The sequence below is a fragment of the Halobacillus aidingensis genome, assembly GCF_900104185.1.
In the GTDB taxonomy this organism is placed as follows: domain Bacteria; phylum Bacillota; class Bacilli; order Bacillales; family Halobacillaceae; genus Halobacillus; species Halobacillus aidingensis.
Genome location: NZ_FNIZ01000004.1, coordinates 237,989 through 261,523 on the forward strand (window position 1 = coordinate 237,989; position 23,535 = coordinate 261,523).

The 23,535-nt window shown below is 41.2% G+C and carries 24 protein-coding genes; 4 read left to right on the plus strand and 20 right to left on the minus strand.

What is annotated here, in order from left to right; translation table 11 throughout:
• Positions 1-15: 15 nt before the first annotated feature.
• From betB to BLS23_RS06025, 17 genes are all read right to left on the minus strand, one after another.
• A complete protein-coding gene (betB, locus tag BLS23_RS05945) occupies positions 16-1,494 on the minus strand; it encodes a betaine-aldehyde dehydrogenase (RefSeq protein ID WP_089651622.1) in 1,479 nt (492 codons plus the stop codon).
• Positions 1,495-1,759: 265 nt separating this feature from the next.
• On the minus strand, positions 1,760-2,278 hold the full coding sequence (locus BLS23_RS05950) for a hypothetical protein (RefSeq protein WP_089651623.1): 519 nt from the start codon (positions 2,276-2,278) through the stop codon (positions 1,760-1,762).
• Between the two features lie 284 nt (positions 2,279-2,562).
• Positions 2,563-3,753 (minus strand): Ger(x)C family spore germination protein, encoded by a 1,191-nt coding sequence (locus tag BLS23_RS05955; protein ID WP_089651624.1) that lies wholly within the window; start codon positions 3,751-3,753, stop codon positions 2,563-2,565.
• The gene (locus BLS23_RS05960) at positions 3,750-5,351 is read right to left on the minus strand and encodes a spore germination protein (RefSeq protein ID WP_089651625.1); all 1,602 of its coding nucleotides are present in this window, start codon (positions 5,349-5,351) and stop codon (positions 3,750-3,752) included. Before BLS23_RS05960 ends, BLS23_RS05955 begins: the two co-directional genes overlap by 4 nt.
• Positions 5,351-6,469 carry a GerAB/ArcD/ProY family transporter gene (locus BLS23_RS05965; protein ID WP_089651626.1) on the minus strand — a complete coding sequence of 373 codons (1,119 nt, stop codon included), beginning with the start codon at positions 6,467-6,469 and terminating at the stop codon, positions 5,351-5,353. Before BLS23_RS05965 ends, BLS23_RS05960 begins: the two co-directional genes overlap by 1 nt.
• 12 nt (positions 6,470-6,481) lie before the next feature.
• The gene (locus BLS23_RS05970; protein ID WP_089651627.1) at positions 6,482-6,712 is read right to left on the minus strand and encodes a hypothetical protein; all 231 of its coding nucleotides are present in this window, start codon (positions 6,710-6,712) and stop codon (positions 6,482-6,484) included.
• A 332-nt stretch (positions 6,713-7,044) separates the two neighbouring features.
• Complete coding sequence (locus BLS23_RS05975; protein WP_089651628.1) at positions 7,045-7,854, minus strand: 5'-methylthioadenosine/adenosylhomocysteine nucleosidase; 810 nt, start codon at positions 7,852-7,854, stop codon at positions 7,045-7,047.
• 339 nt (positions 7,855-8,193) lie between these two features.
• Entirely contained in the window at positions 8,194-8,709 is a 516-nt protein-coding gene (locus tag BLS23_RS05980; RefSeq protein ID WP_089651629.1) for a pyridoxamine 5'-phosphate oxidase family protein, read from the minus strand.
• Between the two features lie 404 nt (positions 8,710-9,113).
• Positions 9,114-9,926 (minus strand): urease accessory protein UreD, encoded by an 813-nt coding sequence (locus tag BLS23_RS05985; protein ID WP_089651630.1) that lies wholly within the window; start codon positions 9,924-9,926, stop codon positions 9,114-9,116.
• Entirely contained in the window at positions 9,923-10,537 is a 615-nt protein-coding gene (gene ureG, locus BLS23_RS05990; protein ID WP_089651631.1) for an urease accessory protein UreG, read from the minus strand. Before ureG ends, BLS23_RS05985 begins: the two co-directional genes overlap by 4 nt.
• A gap of 39 nt (positions 10,538-10,576) precedes the next feature.
• Positions 10,577-11,263, minus strand: coding sequence for an urease accessory protein UreF (locus BLS23_RS05995; protein ID WP_089651632.1), 687 nt, complete (start codon positions 11,261-11,263; stop codon positions 10,577-10,579).
• Positions 11,256-11,702: an urease accessory protein UreE gene (ureE, locus tag BLS23_RS06000; RefSeq protein ID WP_089651633.1), complete on the minus strand. Its 447-nt coding sequence runs from the start codon at positions 11,700-11,702 to the stop codon at positions 11,256-11,258. The genes BLS23_RS05995 and ureE overlap by 8 nt, the downstream gene beginning before the upstream one ends.
• Positions 11,703-11,712: 10 nt before the next feature.
• A complete protein-coding gene (gene ureC, locus BLS23_RS06005) occupies positions 11,713-13,422 on the minus strand; it encodes an urease subunit alpha (RefSeq protein WP_089651634.1) in 1,710 nt (569 codons plus the stop codon).
• Positions 13,419-13,730: an urease subunit beta gene (locus BLS23_RS06010; protein WP_089651635.1), complete on the minus strand. Its 312-nt coding sequence runs from the start codon at positions 13,728-13,730 to the stop codon at positions 13,419-13,421. The genes ureC and BLS23_RS06010 overlap by 4 nt, the downstream gene beginning before the upstream one ends.
• 15 nt (positions 13,731-13,745) lie before the next feature.
• Entirely contained in the window at positions 13,746-14,048 is a 303-nt protein-coding gene (locus BLS23_RS06015) for an urease subunit gamma (protein ID WP_089651636.1), read from the minus strand.
• 52 nt (positions 14,049-14,100) lie between these two features.
• The gene (locus tag BLS23_RS06020) at positions 14,101-14,343 is read right to left on the minus strand and encodes a hypothetical protein (RefSeq protein WP_089651637.1); all 243 of its coding nucleotides are present in this window, start codon (positions 14,341-14,343) and stop codon (positions 14,101-14,103) included.
• Positions 14,315-15,883, minus strand: coding sequence for a sodium:solute symporter family protein (locus BLS23_RS06025; RefSeq protein ID WP_089651638.1), 1,569 nt, complete (start codon positions 15,881-15,883; stop codon positions 14,315-14,317). The genes BLS23_RS06020 and BLS23_RS06025 overlap by 29 nt, the downstream gene beginning before the upstream one ends.
• A 388-nt stretch (positions 15,884-16,271) precedes the next feature.
• Between BLS23_RS06025 and BLS23_RS06030 the strand changes: the two genes are divergently transcribed.
• From BLS23_RS06030 to BLS23_RS06040, 3 genes are read left to right on the plus strand one after another with little or no spacing between them, the layout of a single operon-like run.
• Complete coding sequence (locus BLS23_RS06030; protein ID WP_089651639.1) at positions 16,272-17,339, plus strand: FecCD family ABC transporter permease; 1,068 nt, start codon at positions 16,272-16,274, stop codon at positions 17,337-17,339.
• Positions 17,340-17,350: 11 nt separating this feature from the next.
• Positions 17,351-18,148: a heme ABC transporter ATP-binding protein gene (locus BLS23_RS06035; protein WP_089651640.1), complete on the plus strand. Its 798-nt coding sequence runs from the start codon at positions 17,351-17,353 to the stop codon at positions 18,146-18,148.
• On the plus strand, positions 18,141-19,118 hold the full coding sequence (locus tag BLS23_RS06040) for an ABC transporter substrate-binding protein (RefSeq protein ID WP_244157102.1): 978 nt from the start codon (positions 18,141-18,143) through the stop codon (positions 19,116-19,118). The genes BLS23_RS06035 and BLS23_RS06040 overlap by 8 nt, the downstream gene beginning before the upstream one ends.
• A 296-nt stretch (positions 19,119-19,414) precedes the next feature.
• Here BLS23_RS06040 and BLS23_RS06045 read toward each other — a convergent pair whose 3' ends face one another.
• The gene (locus tag BLS23_RS06045; RefSeq protein ID WP_089651641.1) at positions 19,415-20,125 is read right to left on the minus strand and encodes a nitroreductase family protein; all 711 of its coding nucleotides are present in this window, start codon (positions 20,123-20,125) and stop codon (positions 19,415-19,417) included.
• Between the two features lie 111 nt (positions 20,126-20,236).
• Positions 20,237-20,650: an RrF2 family transcriptional regulator gene (locus BLS23_RS06050; protein WP_089651642.1), complete on the minus strand. Its 414-nt coding sequence runs from the start codon at positions 20,648-20,650 to the stop codon at positions 20,237-20,239.
• Positions 20,651-20,992: 342 nt separating this feature from the next.
• Here BLS23_RS06050 and BLS23_RS06055 point away from each other — a divergent pair, with 342 nt between their 5' ends.
• Positions 20,993-22,366 carry a M28 family peptidase gene (locus tag BLS23_RS06055; protein ID WP_089651643.1) on the plus strand — a complete coding sequence of 458 codons (1,374 nt, stop codon included), beginning with the start codon at positions 20,993-20,995 and terminating at the stop codon, positions 22,364-22,366.
• A 242-nt stretch (positions 22,367-22,608) separates the two neighbouring features.
• On the opposite strand, the gene BLS23_RS06060 is transcribed toward BLS23_RS06055, so the two are convergent.
• On the minus strand, positions 22,609-23,460 hold the full coding sequence (locus BLS23_RS06060; protein ID WP_089651644.1) for a DegV family protein: 852 nt from the start codon (positions 23,458-23,460) through the stop codon (positions 22,609-22,611).
• Positions 23,461-23,535 lie beyond the last annotated feature (75 nt).

The following is a 23,535-nucleotide window of genomic DNA, read 5'->3' on the forward strand; positions in this document are numbered from 1 at the left end:
AAATAAATGGTCAGCTTAGAACCAGTTGATTTGTTCTGGTTTAAGGTTTTGGAAAATATGCTTCGTTTCTGTATATTCTTCAATACCTAATTTACCTAGTTCGCGCCCAATTCCGGACTGCTTGTACCCACCCCATGGGGCGTGTGGGAAGTACAGGTTGAATTCATTAATCCATACCGTACCCATGCGCATCTTCGCAGCACAGCGCTCTGCTTTTGCGATATCATTTGTGAAGACACCGCCAGCAAGGCCATAGATGGAGTCATTCGCAAGTTTCACAGCTTCTTCTTCTTTCGTGAACTTCTCAACTGTAATGACTGGACCGAACCCTTCTTCTTGGACAACGGTCATGTCTGTTGTACAATCAGTGAAAATTGTCGGCAGGAAGAAGAATCCATTTTGTAATTCAGGGTCTTCCGGGCGTTTACCGCCAACGGCTAACGTAGCCCCTTCTTCAACTCCTGCTTCTACATACTTCTCAACTTTCGCAAGGTGTTCAGCAGAAATCAGTGGTCCCATTTGGGTATCTTCGTCAAATCCGCTTCCGAGTTTGAATTTCTTCACTCGCTCGACAAGCGCGTTTACGAACTCATCGTGAATGCTTTCTTCTACGATCAGTCTTGTACCAGCAGAACAGATCTGCCCTGCGTGGAAGAATACTCCGTTCAATGCCTGATCGACAGCAAGGTCAAAATCAGCATCAGCAAAGATAACATTCGGGTTTTTCCCGCCAAGCTCAAGAGCGAGCTTCTTCACGTTTGAGCTTGCCGCCTGCATGATTTTCTTCCCTGTCACGATACCGCCGGTAAAAGAAATAAGGTCGACATCTTCGTTGCTGGACAACTCTGCACCTACGGTAGCCCCTGAACCAAGAACGAGGTTCGCCACACCAGCAGGTACGCCCGCTTCTTCAATCAGTTCAAATACTTTAATATGCGTAAGCGGCGTGATTTCACTTGGCTTCATAATTAAAGTGTTTCCTGTTGCAAGCGCTGGAGCCAGTTTCCAGGACGCTTGAAGTAGAGGATAATTCCATGGGGTAATCTGCCCGCAAACACCAACCGGTTCGTGAACAACTTTACTGATGGAGTTTGGCACTGGAGAATCGATGATCTCGCCGCCATTCTTATCAGCAATCTCTGCATAATAACGGAAGACGCCAGCGATATCGTCCATGTCTCCACGGCTTTCTTCTACTGTTTTACCAGTATCCAGTGATTCCAGATAAGCCAATTCTTCTTTATCTCTCTCGATAAATTCAGCAATCTTACGAACGATCACTCCACGTTCCGTTGCCGGAGTCGTCGGCCATTCACCGTGATCGAAAGCTTCTCTTGCTGCAGCAATGGCCGCTTTTGTATCTGTTTCATCGCCTTCTGGAACGATGGCGATTGTTTCTTGGTTGAATGGATTGATAATCGTACGAGTTTCCTCGGAATTCGCGTCTACCCATTCCCCATTGATGTATTGTTTAAGTTTTAAATTTACGTTCATTTGATCAACTCCAATTCTGAAGTGAATTAAGTTTGTTAAGAATTTATTTAACGTTTTTAACACTAACATGTCTTTTGAAGGCTGTCAAAAGGAATTCAAAGAAAAAAAAGCGCCCGTCCCCCGCTAAGATTGCTCAAGTATAGCGGAGGTGAGGCACTTTCATTGTGTAGAGATATTTTTTCAATTTCCGAAGATGATTGACCGGTATAAAAATTCCTGACATGAGATTACCTAATTAGAGAGAAACGATTGCTCTCCCTATTCCTTACCGATTGAAAAAGTTTTTGAATGTCTCATATGTTTGGACTTGCTCCTCCCGTGAACTCTCTGGTGCTTTTTCTTTTACGAATTTATCCATCAAGGCAATATATCGATTGAGGATCATCATTTGCTGCAAGGCCATATGAATATGAATATTACGTACGTTTTCCGCTTTCATCCTCAACCCTGAATTAAAATTTTTGTTAGCCATTGTTTCAGCAGAAGTTTTAAGTACTGTTAAAATATTTTCTGGGGACATGCCTATGGAGGTGCCTTGGCAGTTAAATTGCACAGGTTCCCACTTATGTAGATCATTGATTCCTATGGTTTCATTTTGAACTGGATCCATAAGTGCGACCATAACTTTCACATGATTTTTCATAATCATATACTGCTCTGTTGCGACCTGCTTGACCTCTTGTTCTTCCAGGCTGCAAATCAGCGACTCTAACTTTGCTAATTCAGCTTTATGAACAGCCAAGTGTTCGGCCATTAAACTTAAATCTATCATTTTTAGAATCATAACCGTCCTCCTTCCCTTGAAATATATTCCTTCGAATTAAAATCATGACTCAGGAAAGGACGGTTATTTTATAAAATAGATTGTAGGAACAGCGGGAATTATTTTATTTAAGAAGCACCTGCCCCCCCACTCACAGAATCATTTTGGGGGTGGGGACAGGTGCTTTCATTTTCTGTTAGTATGAACTGTATTTTCTTTCCCAGGATTGAATAGGAAAGACCAACATAGAGCTCAAATCTTAATCAGGGAGGTACGGCCATCTGAATTTGTTATCTGAGATACTGCTACTCATCTTCCGTTAAAAAGCTTTTGTTAGACGTTCCAGCCCTTCTTAAGAAAATGTTTGCTGTTATATCAATGTCTGCTTTACTAAATTGTTCATCCCACTGATCTTTCACCGCTTCAAATCTTTGATAATGCTGCCTCCTCATCACTTCCCCAAATCCGAAAATATCCACTTCATATTCTTCTTGAACTTTTGTAACAGTATTTAAGATCATGGTTTCTACCATTTCTTCAATATCTTTTTCAAACTTTTTATACGTTTCGATCTTCTCCAGGTTATCCTTGCACTGCGTACCATTGAGGAATGATTCTGCAACAATTTCCACTTGGAAATTAGGTGTTTCCCCATCGTAATTGGCATGAATGGTGGATTTAGAGTTTAAGATTCGTACATCGATATACTTTTCTTCCCCACACGGGACTGTAAGCGTTGTTTGGATGAGATCCTGTGTCCATACATAATTGCGTGTTTCTTCAAGGTTAAGATACCCAATGAGTTTATCTTCCTTAAATACAGCTAAACCCACAAGTGTGATCAAGGATTCAGGCTCCAGTTTTTTATTGTTTTCTACACTCTGTCCTTGTTTGGGAGTCCCAACGATCGTAAGTGCCTCAGCAACAGGTTGTCGCCCTCTAGAAGTAAGAGCTGCAATAAAATCTGATAATTTCATATCAGGTGCTCCCCCCCACTGTTCAAATAAGGTGGACGACTGATTATGAACCTTCAGAGATGGGATTTTTTGAATAGGAAAGGTGGTTTTCAATATATCAGCCGCTGAAATATTTTGAGCAATAAGCATGGTGAAATTATTGCGAAACTGTCCTGACCGTTCTAAGTAATCTAAAAAGCCTGAGATCCCTTCACGGGCGACTTCTTCTCCAATAACTAATGTTCTCGTGTGCGAAAACCTTAGTTCCCTCGTCAATCCTACATTCATTTTATCTAATAACTCGGAAATTGAATTTCCCTCTAAGCTAAAGGTAACAGAAGGAGTGTTCCCTTCGGATTTCTGAACGTTCAATTGACTTGCATTTGCGACTCCTACTGTTACTTTAAATTTCGCATCCTCCCCTTGTTCAACCGCAACACCCGTAACAAAAGCTACATCATTCAGTTCTTTTGTATCCCAACAGCCACTAAGTAATCCAAGTAATAACAAGCTGGGCAGGAGAAGTTTCATCGCCTTCATGATCCGCCCCCCTTTTTGCTGCGAGGAGGAGTGGGAGATTCAGACTCTGGATTTTTCAAAGGCGATTCAGTCTTCAGATAATGTGGTCTTCTTTTATTAGAAAAGAAAGGAAAGCGAAGAAATACATCTTCCTGATCTTCCGCAATAAATGGTGCAATAGGGGCAAGGTAAGGGACACCGAATGATCGTAAACTAACAAGATGGGCGACCATGAAAAAGAGACATAGCAGGATTCCATACAGCCCAAATACCGCGGCCATGAATATAAATATAAATCGTAACAAACGGGCTGCCGCTGTAAAACTCGCGATAGGGGATACAAATGTGGCTAGAGCGGTTAATGCAATCACAATGACAAGAGCGTTCGATACGAGGCCAGCTTCTACAGCAGCCTGCCCAATAACCAGAGCTCCTACAATGGATATCGTCTGCCCAATTGCCCGAGGCATTCGAATTCCTGCTTCCCTTAAAATTTCAAAAGTGACTTCCATGATTAACAATTCGATAACAGCAGGGAAGGGCACACCTTCCCGTTGAGCCTGCAAGCTGAAAAGCAAATCAGTTGGAATGAGAGCGTGATGAAAAGCTGTAAGTGCCACATATAAGGAAGGCAGAGTTAATGCAATCAGAAAGGAGGCATAACGAATCAGTCGAATAAAGGAACCAATAAAAAATGATTGATAATAATCCTCGGTTGCTTCAAAAAAGTCACTAAAAACTGTAGGGGCGATTAATACGAAAGGACTTCCATTTACGATAATCACTGCTTTTCCTTCTAATAAATTAGCTGCAGCACTATCCGGTCTTTCTGTATTGTAGATCAATGGAAAAACCGTCATGTTTTTATCTGAAATATATTCCTCCACATTTCCAGAGTCAAAAATAGCATGGGTCCTGATCTTTTTTATCCGTTTCTTTACTTCGTCTAAAATTCCTTCGTTTATAACCCCGTCGATATAGGCAATCGTTACCGAAGTTCGAGTGTCCTTTCCAACAGTCATGGTTTCAAATTTGAGGGAAGTATTTTGGATTCTTCTGCGAATTAAACTTATATTTGTATCCATCGATTCTGTAAATCCTTCTTTAGGTCCACGAATCACCGTTTGTGTGCTGGGTTCTTCAATCGGCCGATATTCAATATTCCCGACATGAAGTGAAAGACCCTTTGGCTGCCCATCGACGATCACTCCTGCGTACCCTGCCAGAACATCATCGATCAGCCCATGAAGCTTATCATGAAAGTGGTAGCCTACCCCCGAAAAAAATTCTTTACGGTAGGATTCGAATTCTTCTAAATTGGTTATGCTTCTGTCTTGTTGAGAAGAGTTGGATAGAGGCACCATGATTTTCTCAGCCAATAAGGATGTATCCGTCATACTGTTCAAATAACATATCATTCCTTCTCTGTTCCCTACATGAATATTCTCTATTTTAAAATCCTTTGCATTTTCAAAGGCTTTTTCAATGTTCGACTGATTTTCTTTTAAATCTTTTGATAATGGAGGGGCCTCTTTCCCAAGCGACAACTGTTCATGTTTCAGAGACTTGTCCTGGTTGTAGGATTTTTGTGAAAGTAAGATCTTTTTTATCCATCCCATTATCTTTTCTTCCCTTCTGATTTTAAAACTTTAGCTTTCCATAAAACAAAAGGGAAAAGAAGTAATGGGATACCAAATTGGAATGGAAAATGAATAATCCATGGTACCATGCTAATTCCCTCACTTATATGTTCAGCAAAATTCTTACTGATGATAATAGACATAAAAGCAATGATCATCGCCATGGGGTAGATGAAAGCACGATAAGGTCGATTGAAAACTAGTTCTAACCCTTTTAACCCGCCATAAAAGAAAATGCTGACTTTCACCAAAATGCCAAACATCACAACAAAAATAATGATTAAGTCGACACGTTCAATAAAGTCCCATAAAGAAATTTCCCCCGTAGCGGTTAAAAGCGGGAATTTGGACCTTAATTTTGCTTCGGGACCTAAAGTCGCTATTTGCACAAAGGACGAATAAGCCAAGATAAGACCGCTGACTATTAAAGCAAAAATTGTCGTTTTCCCGGCATAACGAACCTTACTGGCATAGGGAAGGATCATCATAAAGGCTACAAGTTCACCAAATGGAAAAGTAATCAATTCAGGAAAGACCGTGCCTATCACAGGTCCTATGCCTTCGGGAAGTATGGGCATAACATTTTTAACGTGGAGTTCTCTACTAAATAAAAGCAAGATACCAATCGCGAAGATCGAACCCATCAAATAAGGGGCATAAATTTCAGAAAAACGCCCTAAAACTTCCAAGCCAAGGTAGAGGATATAGGCGACGAACAGCATGAAGGTGATGGAGATCACTTCAATTGGAGTGTTCACTAACATGTCTCCAACAATCAATTCTCCAAAATCTCTCAGAACTCTCGCCGATACGTAGAAGAAATACAGGATATACAATAGAATGAATACTTTTGAGATTACTTTTCCCAAAACAATCTCCATAATTTCAAATAAATTCTTCTCTGGAATCCTCGATAATAAGAAAGTGTAAAACCATACAGGAATAATACTTAATAAGCAGGCAACAATCACCGCAATCCAACTGTCTTGTTTGGCCTCCCCACCAATTCCTACTACAATGGCACTCCCAAATAAAAAGGCACTAACAAGAATAAATAGTTGGGTTAATGAAATTTTTTCAACCAATTCTCTTTGCATAAAAGGGTTCACCTAGCTTCTTTTTTCTCTGCTTTCTTTTTTACTCATTCGATAATCAAGGAAAAAGGAAGCAAAAAGACCCGTGATCAGTGCGGTAAACACGATCGTTTCCCTTGTTCCAGCATCCAATGTTAAGGAGAAGTGAAGGGTTTGGAAAAATGAAAGATTATATAAATGCATATCCAATAGAATGGATAAAAGAGTTGATGAAATAAGTATGAATACGAAAGCTATTGTGACCATAAAACCCTCTCCTTTTCTTTATTTGACCATAGCTCTATTCCTTTCCATAAAAGGGGGGATTTATAAGGTGGTTTGAAATTCAAATTCGTGATCAAGCTAAAGTCAAACTTCCTCCTGCTCTACACCTCTTTGAGAAAATTCTGCCTCCATCGCACGATTCCTTTAACAAAGCTTCGGTCACACACTTTTTTAACTAAAAAAGGTACAGATCGATTGTCAATCATCAGCAAAAAATGGCTGCGCAAAATCATGTTAAAGTAGCAAAAATAAAAGGAGACGGCTTTCTTTTACAAGAAAGCCGTCTCTTTACTAGCTATTACAATGTAAGGATTCTACATGTTTTTTAATATTTCTTCCATCACATGACTGGAGTTCTTTGCTGCCTCTTCTACAAAGTTTTCTTGAATCCCAGCAGCTTCCTCTTCCGCATCGTCAGAAGCCGAGCGAATGACTACATAGGGAATTTCATTTAAGTACGCTACTTGTCCAACAGCGGCTCCTTCCATTTCCACGACATACGCATCAAACGTTTCATGAATCCAATTTGCCTTTTCTTTACTTGCAATGAATTGGTCGCCTGTCGCAATCGGTCCTTTAAAAACATCAACGTAATCAGGAAGACCTTCCGTACCTTTCTCAGCTAGCTGAACCAACTTTTGATCGGCTTCAAAATATCGTGTGTCCATGTATGGAATCTGCCCTGGTTTAAAATCTTTAGCCGTTTCGTCCATGTCGTGATGGACCGTCTTCGTAGAAATAACGATGTCTCCCAAACCTAGGTCCGGGTGGATTCCGCCAGCAACTCCAGAGTTAATCAACACATCCACTCCAAAATCACTGATGAGCATTTGGGCCGCAGAAGCTGCATTCACTTTTCCTATTCCGGATTTCACAAGTACAATGGGCTGGCCTTCCAACTCTCCCTCATAAAAAGTTAATTGGCCTTTATTCGTTGTTTCTTCCACTTCCATATGAGAATGAAGAATGTCAATTTCCACTTCCATCGGACCGATGATTCCTACTACTTTTTCTTCCTTTTTGTTAGCCGCTCCTGCTTCCTCCGGCTTCTCTCCACACCCTGCCAGTAAGAAGGCTAAAATCAGGACTCCAATTAAAAAACTTGCTCTTTGTTTTAAACTCATGTTATTTCTCCTCCCAACAATTAAAATACGAACGTTAATATAAAATATTAAATTATTGTACGTGTTTAATTCTACACAACTCAATATCTCTTGCCAACCGTTCTTTTAAAATTTGCAAAAACGAATTTTAATGAGTGAAAGTACAAGCGTATAACTTAGTCACTTTATGTACCATACGTTTCATTGGCAAAACAAAAAGAGCCTGCGTACTTTTTAAGTATGCAGGCTCTTTCGCTTGGTAACATGATCATGTCGTTTAACATTGTCTGATATATAGTTAGGAGGCTTTACTAAAAAGGACTCCCAACCTTATAAAGCTTAATATGTTTCTGACAGAGATTATCTCGGTCTCTCATTAAAGTTAACTGTGTCTTTCAAATCATTACCTTCTTCCATAGAACTACTGCTGGCCATCTTTTTCACAAATTCTTTGACGGTTTTCACGCTAAGTCCGGATTCCCAAAACTCTGCAATTTCAGGTTTCACTTTGACCAGGACAACATTCGGATTATCGGCGGAAGTGTTCAACACTTTTTCGATAATCTTATTCCAAAATTCTTCTTTCTTCTCGTCATCTGAGACGAACTCAGCTGTGCCGCTGATCGATACATAGGATTTGCCCGCGTAGGCCAAGTTGACGGCCGGGTTCCGTTGGATATCCCTGTACTTTTCTGTATCTTTCTCTGTGATGAACCAGATCTCTCCCCTGTCCATTTCAACTTCCTTTGTTTGCATCGGCCTGGACATCAGTTTGCCTTCCGGAGATACCGTAGTCAGCATCGCTACCTTCTCATCTTTAATTAATTCTTTTATTTTCTTGACGGTTTCCTGGTTTTCCGATGTTTGGTCAGCCATTGATCTTTCCCTCCTTCAGAATCTCTTTTTCTTAAGTGTAAAGTCTTTTAATATCTATCACATTTGTTGTTCCTTTTCCCGGACACATGCAAGACTACACTTTGGTTTTAGTCTATAAAAAAGTCTCCCTTAAGTTTTTTGATTTTAAGGGAGACTTTAGCGATTTTTAATTCTTGAAACTTATAGAGGACAACCTCTATTCAAAAAAACTAATCTCACCTTACGTGCGACCATCCAGAAAGTAAAACAACCTAATTCCTTAATAGAGTAATATAGTTGATTAGTCTAAGAAAGCAGCCGGATTATTTTTTGAAAGTACCTGAACCCAATAGGTTACCACTTTATCAAAGTGGAGATTAGACACCGGTCTATATTTCAATGCACTCCTACAAACTAGACCACCGTTAATACTTCCTCCAGGAAACCTCCCCTTTCCCCAATAATTCTTTTCTTGCAAAGGTATGGATGTGGGAGATGACCTTTTCAATTGTCTGCGTCCGGTTATCTAAAATCCGCACAACAATCCCGCCACCCTCCATGTCAGAAATACCGAAACGGACATGAGGATAAAGCTCGATTACACTTTCATATAGAGATTCACCTAATTCACGAGAAGCTTTCGGATGAAAAATGATGAAAGAACCTACATGTGTGTGTCCCTCTAACTGCAATACCCCTTCCAACTCATCATCAGGTTCTAAGAAAAGGTGATCAAACAAAACGAGCTTTCCATTTTGGTAGACTTTTAATTTGTTCCTCACCCAGTCATATTGGAAGTTCGATCCATCTTCAGACCAGCCCGGAGTGATGATATCGCTGTAAACGAAAGAGGAGTTTGGTTCCATCTCAACCGTCGTCTCTTGGATAAACTTGGCTCCCTTATACAAAATCAATGGATCTAAACAATACTCAAGAACACTATCAGCGCCTAGCTGTATCGTCGTACGCTGCTCCACTGGCTTTGAAGGTGATTTATACACCTTTGTGGAGGCTTGACTTGTGACCGCCAGTTCCGCTCCTTCTTCCAATTTAATTGTAGATCCGTATGTATCCCCGTCGACATACCCTCCACCTACATGAATAAGGTAGACAGACAAGGAATCATCATCGAGGCGAACAGGACGGGTATATTTAAATGCTCCTTCATAATATCCATGAATCATGGCCCTCGAATTGCGGTTCTTCACCTCAAGGTTAAGAAGACCCGTTTCACTCATGCTTTCAATCCTTTAAGAAAGGCATTGGATTTGATCCAATCGATCACTTCATCCAAACCATCTTGAGTCTTTAAGTTTGTGAAAACAAAAGGCTTTTCTCCTCTCGCTTTGATTGTATCCTGTCTCATAATATCCAAGTCAGCCCCTACATAAGGGGCAAGATCTGTTTTATTTACAACAAATAAATCCGATTTGATCATGCCCTGTCCATTCTTTCTTGGAATTTTTTCTCCTTGCGCCACATCGATAATATAAATAGAGAAGTCCACCAGTTCAGGACTGAAGGTTGCTGCTAAGTTATCACCGCCACTTTCTACAAAAATCAAATCAAGATCACTGTGGCGCTCCTTCAATTCATCAATGGCTGAAAAATTCATAGAAGCATCTTCTCGTATCGCCGTATGAGGGCAACCTCCCGTTTCAACTCCAATTACTCGATCATCTTCCAACACCCCATTTTTCAAAAGAAACATCGCATCCTCTTTTGTATAAATATCGTTCGTGATAACCGCCATACTCAATTCATCCTTAAGATCCCGGGTTATTCTCTCTACAAGCATCGTTTTTCCTGCACCAACAGGACCTCCAACTCCAATACAAATCGGTTCCATCATTTCCACTCCTCTATATTTGATAAGATAAGATTTCAATTAAGACATGAACAGCCGCACATTCAACCGTTCATGATGCATTTGAGCAATTTCAAGACCAAGGCTCCCCGCACCTAAATCATCTGATGAAAGATTGATAATTGATTGGACTGCTTCTTCCACGATAGGTTGCAGGTCTACTAAAATCCTTTGCCCGTCGGTCTGCCCGATCGGTATTCCCCTGACCGCATTTTGTACAAGAGAAGACAAGTTCGTGAACAAGAATGTCTCCACTGCCACTTTTTTAGGAATATTCAGGGAATGATAAACGGCTGCAAGAACTACCGAAGGATGGCCATAAGCTTCCTTTTCTTTGATCCATGACAAGTACTCGCTCAAATCAGTTGATGGATATAATTCCATGAACAGCTTAGCCATACGCTCTCCCATTTTCCGGTTTCCTTCTCTCGTCTCTCGTGCTACACAAGTAGCGAACAAAACATGATCGATTTCTAGGAGATCCTCAGGTCTGCCATTTTCTATACTTTCATAAGCTAGACGGCAAGCGAGTCCATCATTGAAGATTAATTGCTTCTTTAAGAAGACAATCAGTGCCTGCTTAAAGCTCTCCGTTCCAATCACTACATTTTCTTGAATATACGTTTCAAACCCGAAAGAATGAGAGAAGGCCCCCGAGGGAAATTGAGAGTCACTAAGCTGCAATAACGGCATCAAACCATTAGTCATGGTGATGTCCAATATAGCGGAATGGTTCAGGCACCTTTCTCTTTTCTCGCTTATGAGGTACTCCTAAGTCCTGAAGCAATTCCTCGATCAAATAATCGTACTGCACTATCATTTCTTCTCTTTCAAACTGGGCGGGCAAATGACGGTTTCCCAGCTGATGGGCGATATCCCCCATTTGCTGCATATTTGTTGGGCTGATGACCAAGACATCATCTTTTTTCACAGAAATGACGACCATATTTTTTTCATCCATATACAATACGTCTCCGTCCGAGAGCTCTTCACTTTTAGATAGCCTCATCCCAATCTCATTTCCATGGTCTGTTGTCATGCGTTGAATCCTTTTGACAAGCTGGTCGCTTTCCAAGTATACGTATTCAATATGAGGAGCTCGTTTCTCTAATGTAGCTACGTTTCCGACTATATTTTCAATGATCATTTTCCTCACCTCAAAATAAGAAATATCGTTGTGCCATAGGAACCGTTTCCGCCGGTTCACATTCAATGACTTCTCCATCTACTTTCACTACATAGGTTTGTGGGTCGACTTCGATTTTTGGTGTTTCTCCATTATGAATCATCGATCGTTTCGTTAAATTCCGCACACCGGAAATCGGCCGTACCATTTTCTTCAACCCCAGCTCTTCATGCAGACCTTTCTCATGAGCCTTTTTCGATACAAACGTCAGCGAGGTTTTGTCTTTCGCTTGGCCGTGAGAACCGAACATTTCTCTGTAAAAAACGGGTTGGGGAGTAGGAATGCTTGCGTTAGGATCACCCATCAAGCTGTGGGCGATCATCCCGCCTTTAATAATCAACTCCGGCTTCACACCAAAAAACTTCGGATCCCAAAGCACTAAATCAGCCAGTTTTCCACTTTCCACTGATCCGACATAATCAGAAATCCCATGTGTAATGGCCGGATTGATCGTGTATTTAGCAATGTATCTTTTAGCACGAAAGTTGTCCTTCTTGTTGTGGTCTCCTTCTAAAGACCCGAGCTGTTTTTTCATTTTATCCGCTGTTTGCCACGTACGGATAATGACTTCTCCTACACGCCCCATTGCCTGGGAATCGGAAGAAATCATGCTGAATACCCCGAGGTCATGAAGAATATCTTCAGCAGCAATCGTCTCTTTCCGAATTCGAGAATCTGCAAAAGCGATATCCTCCGGTACACTTGGATCCAAGTGGTGACAAACCATCAGCATGTCCAAATGTTCTTCAAGTGTGTTAACCGTATAAGGCCTGGTCGGATTTGTGGAGGAAGGGAGTATATTCGGATAACTTGCCGCTTCAATGATATCCGGTGCATGTCCTCCTCCTGCTCCCTCGGTATGATAGGTATGGATAACTCGATCATCGATCGCTTGAAGCGTATGTTCCACAAAACCTCCTTCATTCAATGTATCGGTATGTATAGCCACCTGAACATCATTTCGGTCAGCTACACGTAAACAAGTATCAATGGATGAAGCCGTCGTCCCCCAGTCTTCATGGAGCTTTAACCCTACAGCTCCCGCTTCCACTTGCTCTTGAATGGCTTCTTCACTAGATGAATTCCCTTTTCCTAAAAACCCTAGATTCATCGGATATTCATCCGCTGCTTCAAGCATTCGATGGATATTCCACGGACCTGGCGTACAAGTAGTCGCTTTCGTTCCAGTAGCGGGACCTGTGCCTCCTCCGATCATCGTAGTGATTCCTGAGGAAAGAGCTGTTTCAATTTGCTGCGGTGAAACAAAGTGAATATGAGCATCAATCCCGCCTGCAGTGACAATCATTCCTTCCGCTGCTACGACTTCCGTTGAAGCCCCAATTACAATATCGATATCGTCCATGAGCAAAGGATTTCCCGCTTTCCCGATAGCTGAGATCCAGCCTTCTTTCACACCGATATCCGCTTTGAAAATGCCTGAATGATCCAAGATAACGGCATTGGTAATGACAAGATCGACAGCCTCATCGCTTGTAGCTAACGGATGCTGCCCCATCCCGTCCCTGATCACTTTACCGCCACCGAACTTCACTTCATCTCCGTATGTCGTATAATCCTTTTCCACTTCAATGAATAATTCCGTATCCGCCAAGCGAACGGCATCCCCCGTAGTAGGTCCAAACATCTCAGCATATTGTTTTCGCGACATTTCAAAACTCATAGATCAGCCCTCCTATTGAACTGATTACTCAAACCGCAAATCTTCCTTTCACCAGAAAACGCTACAAGCTCGACTTCTTTCTCATCTCCTGGCTCAAAACGAACAGCCGTGCCTGCTGGAATATTTAAATGCCTGCCTTTTGCATGCTCCCGGTCGAATTGTAAGTAGGGATTCACTTCATAAAAATGAAAGTGGGAGCCGATTTGGACAGGGCGGTCTCCTCGATTCAATACATTGACTTTGACGACTTCTTTTCCTTCATTACAAACAATCGGTTCTTTCCGTAATAAAAACTCTCCTGGTATCATCGTTCAACCCCCTTCTCAGCGAATCGGATCATGAATGGTCACAAGCTTTACACCATCAGGAAACGTCGCTTCCACTTGAATATCAGGAATCATCTCTGGGATACCTTCCATGACATCTTCTCTCTCCAGAATCGTTGCGCCATATCGCATCAACTCCGCTACTGGTTTGCCATCCCTTGCCCCTTCGACCACTTCATAAGTGATAATGGCGACCGCTTCAGGGTAGTTGAGCTTTAACCCTCTCCCCTGACGCCTCCGCGCAAGATCAGCTGCCGAAACCACCATGAGCTTTTCCATCTCTCTAGACGTTAACTTCATACTTCCACCTCCCCTCTGCCCAAATTTCCCTAAGTTTCCTTATGGCATTTCCTTACGGCTGCCCGTCCTTCCCTTGCATATATTCAACCACAGGGCGAAACGCAATATATAATCCCGCAATGATCAGCCAGCAAAACGATAGATACGTCCATCCTTTGAAAAACTCGAGGCTATAGGAATAACCTGTGAGGAACATGATCCCAGGAAAAGCAATGATCAGTAACGCCGTCAACCCGAAGGCCCATCTCTTACATAGTTTTGCGTCTTTACTTAGCTGATGCTTGTTTACCTCCATACATTATTTCCTCCTCTGTGATCTCGTCGTCATTCTCCTCATCATCAAAGCTGCGGAACTTATCTTGCAGCGAATCAAAATCAAATTCTTGATTCGACATCAAGGCATGGCCAATGGAAATCGTTCCACTTACAAGAAAGACGGTAATATTACCAAAAAACATCGATTGAAGTTCTCCTAGTGAACGAATACTAATCTCACCGAAGAGCAGATAAGCAGAAGTGAACCATGCGGTTACACCAAAGACGAGTCCCGCGGAAGCACCATAGAAGGTTCCTTCATTTGTAGCCTTTTTCCAAAGCAGTCCCAAAGTTACTGGGATGACAGCTCCACTTACAAAAATCCCCATAGCCATATAAACCCATCCTAAACCAATGCCTACTTTAAACAATAAGATTGAAAGGACACCCATCATCAAACCGAAGCCTAACGTAACTTTTCGAGAGACATTCAGCAGCCTGTCACTACTCGCTTTAGGGTTAATCGATTTCCGGTAAATATCTGTGACGATAATATTTGTGATGGCTGTTAGTTCAGCAGCTCCTGTAGACATAACCGCCATGAACAACATGGCCAGAAATAAAATTGAACCTACACCACCAAGCAGATGGGCAGCCATTTCCGGAGCAACAGAGTCAGGGCTTCCAACCGTTATACCAAGACCTGCAGCACTCACCCCAAGAAATGTGGCAATCGCAAACGGAATGGAAAACCATGAAATCCCTCCGTATATGTATGCTTTGGAGGCAGCACTATCTTTACTTGCAATGGCCCGCTGCCAATATGCCTGGTCCACGAATACCGCACCAAAGTTTCCTATAATATTAATCATTCCGAAAAACAGACCGGATACAGAGGCCATTGTGAGCATGGAATCCGAAGACGGCATGTTGCTCAACCCTTCATATATAGGATCAATTCCAAATTTGACATAAACAACGGTAGCGAAAATAGCAAGGATGGTAAAAATCATAACGGTATTAAAGTAGTCGGCAATGAAAGAGGCTTTCAGTCCACCGATCATGGTGTAAATCGTGAAGGTGAGAGGAATCAGAAAGGCAGCTACATAAATATTCATTCCCGTGAGAGAGTTTAAAGCAATCGCTCCACCAAGAACGACCATGGATGTCACGAGAATATTGGTCATTAGAGCAAACCCCATAATTAAACGGTGGTTTTTCTTATCGAATCGCTGGCCAATGAACTCTAAGAACGTGTGGGCGTTAGGGGCTCGCTTCTTCAAGTTAATAGCAACAATCGCAAACAGTAACACTTGAATACAAGCGCCTGCAGCATACCAGTAGGGACCGCTGATCCCGTATTGATACCCAGTGGAAGAGGACATCATCAGCGTAGCGGCCCACGTCCAAGCCGCAATTATAGAAGCACTTGCTAATCCAACCCCCACACTTCTACCTGCCGTACTAAACTGCTCAGCAGTCATGGCCTGTTTCCTTCTTCGCTGCATTACAAAAGTGATAAGGGTAAAGAACAATCCAAAAACCAATAACAGCCCATAGCCAACATAAGATGGTAACATAAAGCACCCTCCAAATATTTTTAATATACTGAATAATGTAACATATTGCGTAAGACAGTCAACACAATATGTAAGGAAAGCTTACATGAGAGTGAATTGGTAAGCGTTACCATTTAACCCATGCCTGGCTTCATGAATATTTGTAAAAAATTTTAAAAAATAAAAAAGCTTCGTGTTCAATTAATCGTTTCTTAAAAGCTCATTCTTGCTTCTCATAGGCAGAAATTTTGTTTGATAATTCCCCCTATTCTGAAATCTATAAATATGTTAACTTCTTAATATTAAAGGGAGTTGAATAATGGGATGGCTAAACACCGAAGATTTTATAGATCCTTTCTTATTACGATGGCACGTAAAGTACTTCAAGATTGTATAAGGAATGGGAAAAATGTTTAATAACATAGCACAACGTCCAAAAGGTTTAAAAGAAACCAAGCTGATTGTTATCCTTTCATTTTTCCTTCTATTGATGATTGGCACGGTCATTTTTGCAACAGGAATGGGGCCGGTTTCAGTACATACAACAACGGTATTACAAATTCTCATAAGTAAGGTTCCAATTTTTTCTAATGCAGCAGGGGATGATTGGACTCAGCTGGAGGAAAGCATTGTATTAGGATTACGACTTCCAAGAGTCCTATTAGGGTTAATAGTGGGCGCTTCATTGTCCGTAACGGGGGTTGCCTTACAGGCTCTGGTACGAAATCATTTAGCAGATCCATTTATTCTTGGAGTATCTTCCGGTGCATCTGCCACTGCCACATTGGGGATGTTATTTGGCACTTTTTCTTTTCTAGGCACCTATTCCCTGTCTTTAAGTGCATTTATAGGAGCCATAGTCGTAATAGTGTTGGTTTATGCTCTCTCAAGGGTGAATGGAAAGATTAATATGACCCAATTATTATTATCAGGGGTGGCTATAGGTCTTATTATGGAATCGATAACAAAGTTGATTACTTTAAGCGCCCCCAATGCTTTAGGATTACATAACGCAACATTTTGGATGGCAGGTAGTCTAGCAGGAGCCAAATGGGGTTATTTGACCCTTCCTCTATTAGCCATGTTTCTATGTATGACTATTCTATTAATCAATTATCGAGCCCTCAACGCCCTGTTGGCAGGAGATGAAACAGCTGGGACATTAGGTTTTAATGTGAATGTAATACAAACAATGCTTGTGTTGGTCGCATCACTATTAGCAGGTGTGACCATTGCCGTCAGTGGTTCAATCGGGTTTGTAGGGTTAATGGTCCCCCACATAACCAGACTATTAATCGGCTCCGATCATAAAAAAGTACTTCCAGTAAGTGCTTTTTTAGGAGGGATCTTAGTCGTTTGGACAGATGTTGCCGCTCGATTAATTATTGCACCTGAAGAATTGCCTATTGGTGTCTTAACGGCCATATTTGGAGGTCCTTTTTTCATTTGGTTATTAAAAAGAAATTCCAGAAAGTAAGGAGACAAAATATGAAACTGCAAGTGGAAAATCTCAATTTTTCTTATAACCACCAGAAAATCCTGAAAGATATATCACTTCATGTTGCGAATGGGGAATTTGTCGGAATCATAGGACCAAATGGCAGCGGGAAGTCAACACTTCTAAAGAATTTATATCGGGCTCTTACCCCTGACTCAGGTTCCATTTACTTAGACCAGCAAAACTATCGTGATCTAAAAGTAAAAGAAATAGCTAAAAAACTTGGTGTGATCGGCCAAGACAATGCGTTACCATTCGACTTCCCAGTAAAAGAGATCGTGGCTATGGGGAGAAGCCCCCACAAAAAACTTTTTGAAGGCGACAACAAAGAAGACAAAGAAATTATAGAAAATGCTCTTAAAAAAGTAGAGATGGGAGATATGGCGGAAAGAAATTACCTATACCTTTCCGGCGGTGAGAAGCAGCGAGTACTGCTGGCAAGAGTACTCGCTCAGCAAACGGAATGTCTCGTATTAGATGAACCTACAAACCATTTGGATATCCATCATCAACTTAGAATATTCGATGTAATCAAGGGATTAGGCGCAACTGTCCTTTCAGCTATTCATGACCTTAATATTGCTGCTCTCTACTGTGACAGAATCTATGTAATGAAAGATGGCACCATCTATAAATCCGGCACTCCTGAAGATATATTAACTTCTAAAACTATTCATGAGGTTTTTAATATTAAAACAGATGTCAGGCGGCATCCCGTAACAAAAAAAGTAATGATTACCTACTTACCAGAAAGTATTTTCAATAAAGGAGAGGAAAAAGTTGTATAAAAGTAAAGTATGGTCATGGTTCTTAGTTGGATTCATAAGTATAATGATCGCGGGATGTGAAGAATCCATCAGTAAAGAACATACCGATAACAATGATGCTTCTAAATCAGAAGAATTATTAACCATCAATAATTACGGAAGAGAGCTGTCTATTAGCCAAAAACCAAAGAATGTATTAACACTGGGACCAAACACGACAGAATTATTCATAGCGTTAGGTCTTGGTAACTATATCATCGGAAACAGTTTAGATAATCATAGCAGCGGGGCATTGCCAGAGTATGAAGAAGCATACGAACAGATTCCAGAATTAACATATGGCTCAGCTACTAGAGAGGCTGTATTAACGAGTGGCGCAGACTTTATATACGGAATTGAATGGGAGTTTGGCAAAGAGGGCCTGAATATTGAAGAATTGAGAGACTATGGTATTGCAACCTATGTGAATAAAGCTTCCACTTTAGAGAAAATGTATCAGGAAATTTTGGATATCGGGAAAATTTTTGAAGTAGAAGATAAAGCAGAAGCCTTTGTTGCTGACCAAAAAGGAAGAATTGAGAATATAAAAGAAAAGGTTTCACAAAAGGACCCTGTCAATGTTCTTGTGTATGATAATGGCGGTGAAGGAATTTTCACTGCTGGGGGGACCAACTTTGAAACATTACTCATTGAATTAGCTGGTGGAAAGAACATTTTCGAAGATCTAATCGAGAAGCAATGGGCAACGGTAAGTTATGAAGAGGTATTGTCCAGAGATCCGGATGTCATTTTGATTCACGATTATGATCACCCTTCATTAGAGCAGAAAATAGAAGACATTAAAAATCATCCCGTTTTATCTCAATTAGAAAGTGTGAAAAACGAAAGATTCGTCACTATTTCCTTAGAAAGTGTTTTACCGGGAAATCGAATGGCTTATTCAGTTGAAACTTTTGCAAAAGGATTCTATCCTGACTTGTTCGATGAGTAACAAATCCATTACCCCCGTTCCTAATCATTTGGGAAACTTCCCCAAAAAGCTCAAACTCTGTCCTTTTTAGTTCAATTCGATAAAGCATTTCAGCATCTTTCATTTTTCAAATGTGTTTTATATAGTTGCAACAAAACTAATAATTTAGACTAGCCAAAAAAACTCCCCAGACCTAGGAGAGTTTTTTTGGCTTGGATTACTAGAAAAACGTCGATTACCCACGTTCCACTAAGAAGCTGACCTTGAATGATTCTTGAACAAAAAAAGATCATCCGCTATGAATGATCTTTTCTATTTTATTCGTAACGATTCCACTTCACAACATTATCTAAAGGTAGACGTGTTTTTTGGAAGCCTGCTTTGACTCCTTTCCCAAGGGAGATCAGCATAACAGAAGTATATTCCTCAGGCACATTGAAGGCTTTTAAGAACTGTTCTTCATCATATCCACCCATCGGTACAGTATCGTATCCTTTTGCTTTCGCAGCAAGCATAAGCTGCATGGCAACAATCCCACCGTCAATGTGGGCGATTTTCGCAAGACGCTCTTCAGGGAAATTTCCATAGTTGTCGAAGATGCTGTTTACATACATATCTTTTACATCTTCAGGCATATTCCCTTTTTCAGCAATTTGAGAATAGATCTGGTCAGCATTCTTATAGGCTTTTTTATCACCAAGGACCGCTATGACAGCAGAAGCATCCACAATTTGCTGCTGGTTATTCGCAATCGGAAGCAGACGTTCTTTTTCTTCCTGCTCATCAATGACAAGGAAACGCCAGGATTGTAAGTTGGATGAAGACGGAGCTAATGTTGCCGTTTCCAACAGCTCTTCAATCTCCTTACGTTCAATCTTATAATCCGGGTCATACTGACGTACGGAACGACGTTCTTTTGCTATTGTCAGAAAATCGGTATCTTCAAGGACTTTCGGAGCTTCCTTCGTCGTATCGATTTCTTTTACTTTATTGAGATATTCTTCTTTGGTCATCGTTTTGTTAGACATGGAATTGCACCCCTTTAACTGTATCTTACACGATTACAGTATAGATCGTTAACTGTTACTTTGTCAAATACAGTTACTCATCGAAAAAAACGAAACGGTGATCGTTTCGTTTTACTGTTCAATAAGATCCGATAAGGATTTCGATTGTAACCCTTCCAAAATCCAAGTCTCCATTTCCCTTTGCAAATCACAAAGAGACTGTTGGGAAGTGCCTGAGAAACAGTGTTTTCCTTCTGTCTCAAAGTAGTCTTTCACTACGGTCTCAGCGCTAATAGCTTCATATACTTCAGAAAGCTTAATATCTTCCGTCTTTTTACTAAGGGAGTATCCCCCATCGCGGCCTTCTTTCGCACTTATGATTCCTGCCTTAACCAAGTGAGTCAGAATTTTACGAAGATATACAGATTGAGATTCGAGCTTCTCTGCAAGTTTACCACTCGGGCAGCGGCCTTCGTTTTCAGCTAATACGATCAAAGCTTTCAAAGCCATACTGAACCAACGCACATTATTCATTTTATCTGACATTGTTTCACCTCTTCTATCCAAAGTATATTTTGATGCATGCGAAATCAAAAGTCAAAACAATGGAATAATCATTATTAGGTTTCTTCCTTGTCGTCAAAAAGGGCTCCCTCTGCAAAAAAATGAATCTTAAGTAACAACTTCTATTAAATCCTATCAAAGTTCATCATGGATCTACCTATGACGAACTATATATTCGACATCCTCCCTCAATTTTCTCCTTTTTCTCATAGGTAAGAAGGACAAGGAGAATAACTACCTCCCCGATTATTATAAAAACCAAATAATTACAATTCTGATAAACTACCAATAGTACGGTTTACGCTTTAAGAGGAGGAAATTGATTTGTCCAAGAAAGCCATCCCTTTCATGTTAGCCGCTGGATTAGTTTTAGGGTCTGCGCCTGCTGTAACTTTTGCTGATCCACCTGCACCAAATGAACAAGCAGACCACGCCTTTGATAATAAGGTCATTAAAAAAATCAGTGCCGAGCGTCTTTACGAACGGGTAGATCTGCTGTCTAAACAGCCCCGGGAAGCAGGAACACAAGGAGAGTATGATGCCGTTCAGTACATCAAAAGCGAATTCGAAAGCTACGGTTATGAAACAGAAGTACAGCCTTTCACCTTCCAAGCGTGGGACGGAGGAACTTCCTCCATTTCAGTCAATGGCTCAGACTTTGCTGGTGATGTTCATACCTTTAATGGATCTGTAAACGGCACAGTCGAAGCTACGCTGGAGTATGTAGGTCTTGCTTATGCGGGGGATGTGCCGGATACCGTTTCTGGTAAAATCGCTTTAATTGAAAGAGGCGAAATCAGTTTTTATGAAAAAATCCAAAACGTGATCGATAAAGGTGCTGTAGGAGTCATTATGTTTAACCGGGAAGGAACAGAAGGCAACGATTTCGGTTCTACATATGAAGGGCAGAACATTCCAGCTGTTGCGATTGATCGCGAAGCTGGCCTGTCCCTCGTAAATCAACTTCAGTCAGAAGAAGTCACGGCAGAAGTATCTGTCCAAGATGCAGGCCCCATCGATCAAACATCGTATAACGTGATCGCAACCATGAAACCACACAAAAATAAAGATACAGGACAAATTGTCACAGTTGGTGCTCACCACGACTCAGTGGCAGGCGGACCAGGCGCCAATGATGATGCTTCCGGTGTGTCCGGAGTTTTAGAATTGGCTAAAATCATGGCGAAAACTCCTACGGACACAGAGTTACGATTTATGACCTTTGGAGCGGAAGAAAAAGGTTTACTCGGTTCCTATCACTACGTCAGTACACTCAAAGATGATGAAATCAACCGAATCTCCGCTCACTTCCAAATGGATATGATCGGAAGCCGCGACTCTGGTGACCTGATTATGTTCACACCGGCTGGAGAGAAAAATCTAGTCACAGATTTAGGCGCATCTGCAGGTGCAAGAGTGGCCGAAGTGGTCGAATACGGACAGCTTGGCCGCAGTGACCATGTGCCGTTTTATCTGGAGGGAATTCCTGCCGCACTGTTTATTCATGCTCCTCTTGAGCCGTGGTACCATTCCCCTCAAGATACTTTAGATAAAATAAGTAAAGAAAAATTGAAAGAAACGACGCAAATCGTAGGAGCAGCTGTCTACAGAATCGCAAGACCAGATACTCCCGCGTTGGAAAATGCACGAGTTGCCCCTGGACCTGTTCATTATGAGTTTGATGATCGCCCACTATAACTTTTAAACTTAAGATGGTTTCACAGGACTTTCAGTCAAGAAATATTCTGCATAATAAAGGTGCTTCTCCTCATAGGGAAGCACCTTTTGAATTCTGTTATGAGCTATTTAATTTAGCAACAGGATCAATAATAATTAATCTCGTTTCAGACTTTGGACTCGGCTTAAGCATTGTGAGGTTACTAGTATTCAAAAGTTATAGAATAGATCCTCTCTCTACACTCCCTCTAGTCCATTCCGCACTAATGCTCTAACCCTGCTACTCCGAAGCCACCGGCTCCAGAATGAGTCGATATCATACCGCCCGCTTGGATCCATCTTATATTTTGGAAGCCATTTCCTTTGGCAACTTCCTCCATCCGCTGCTTGATCCTTTCATCGAGTCCGATGGAGTAGATAAAATAAAGCTGCTGTCTATCGATGTCGAATTCATTTAAATAATCACTAAAGAGTTTTTCAGTAGCTCTACTCATTTTCCCGCGGTACTTCTTTGTAGACACAAGCTTTCCATCCTTCAACTCTATGCATGGCTTTATTTTCAACAGAGCTCCGATCAGAGAAGCCATATTGCTTACCCTTCCTCCCGCTTTAAGAAATTCCAAGTTGCCTGGGATGAAAGCCAGCCTTGATTTAGGAACGATCGCCTGTATTTTTTCAACTAAGCGTTCCGGTTCAATGCCAGGTTCTTTTTCTAATAAATCAGCGGCATACAATACGATCGCAGCTAATCCTCCAGTAACGTTCAGAGCATCAATGAGAAAAATGTCTTCAAATTCTTCCGCAGCAATGACAGCATTTTGAAAAGAAGAAGACGCTTTTGATGTATAACCAACATGGATAATGATGCAATTTGGGAAATTATCTCTTATCGTTGCGAAAAACTCTTGATACTCATGAGCATTTGTGGAGGTAGTAGAGGGTATTTTCTTCGTATGTCTGTAATAGTCATAAATATCCTGAACCGGCAAAGAACCGTCTAAATAATCCTTTCCATCCATAATAATGTGCATGGGAACTACTTGAACCTCGTACTTTTCAGCTAAATCATCCGGTAAGTCGGCACCGCTTTCGGTCGATAAGATTATCTTTCGCATTCTATTTCCCCCTTGGTTATATTTCGGCCTGCGTTCACTTCCTGCATATACTTTAACTATACATGAGATAACCTC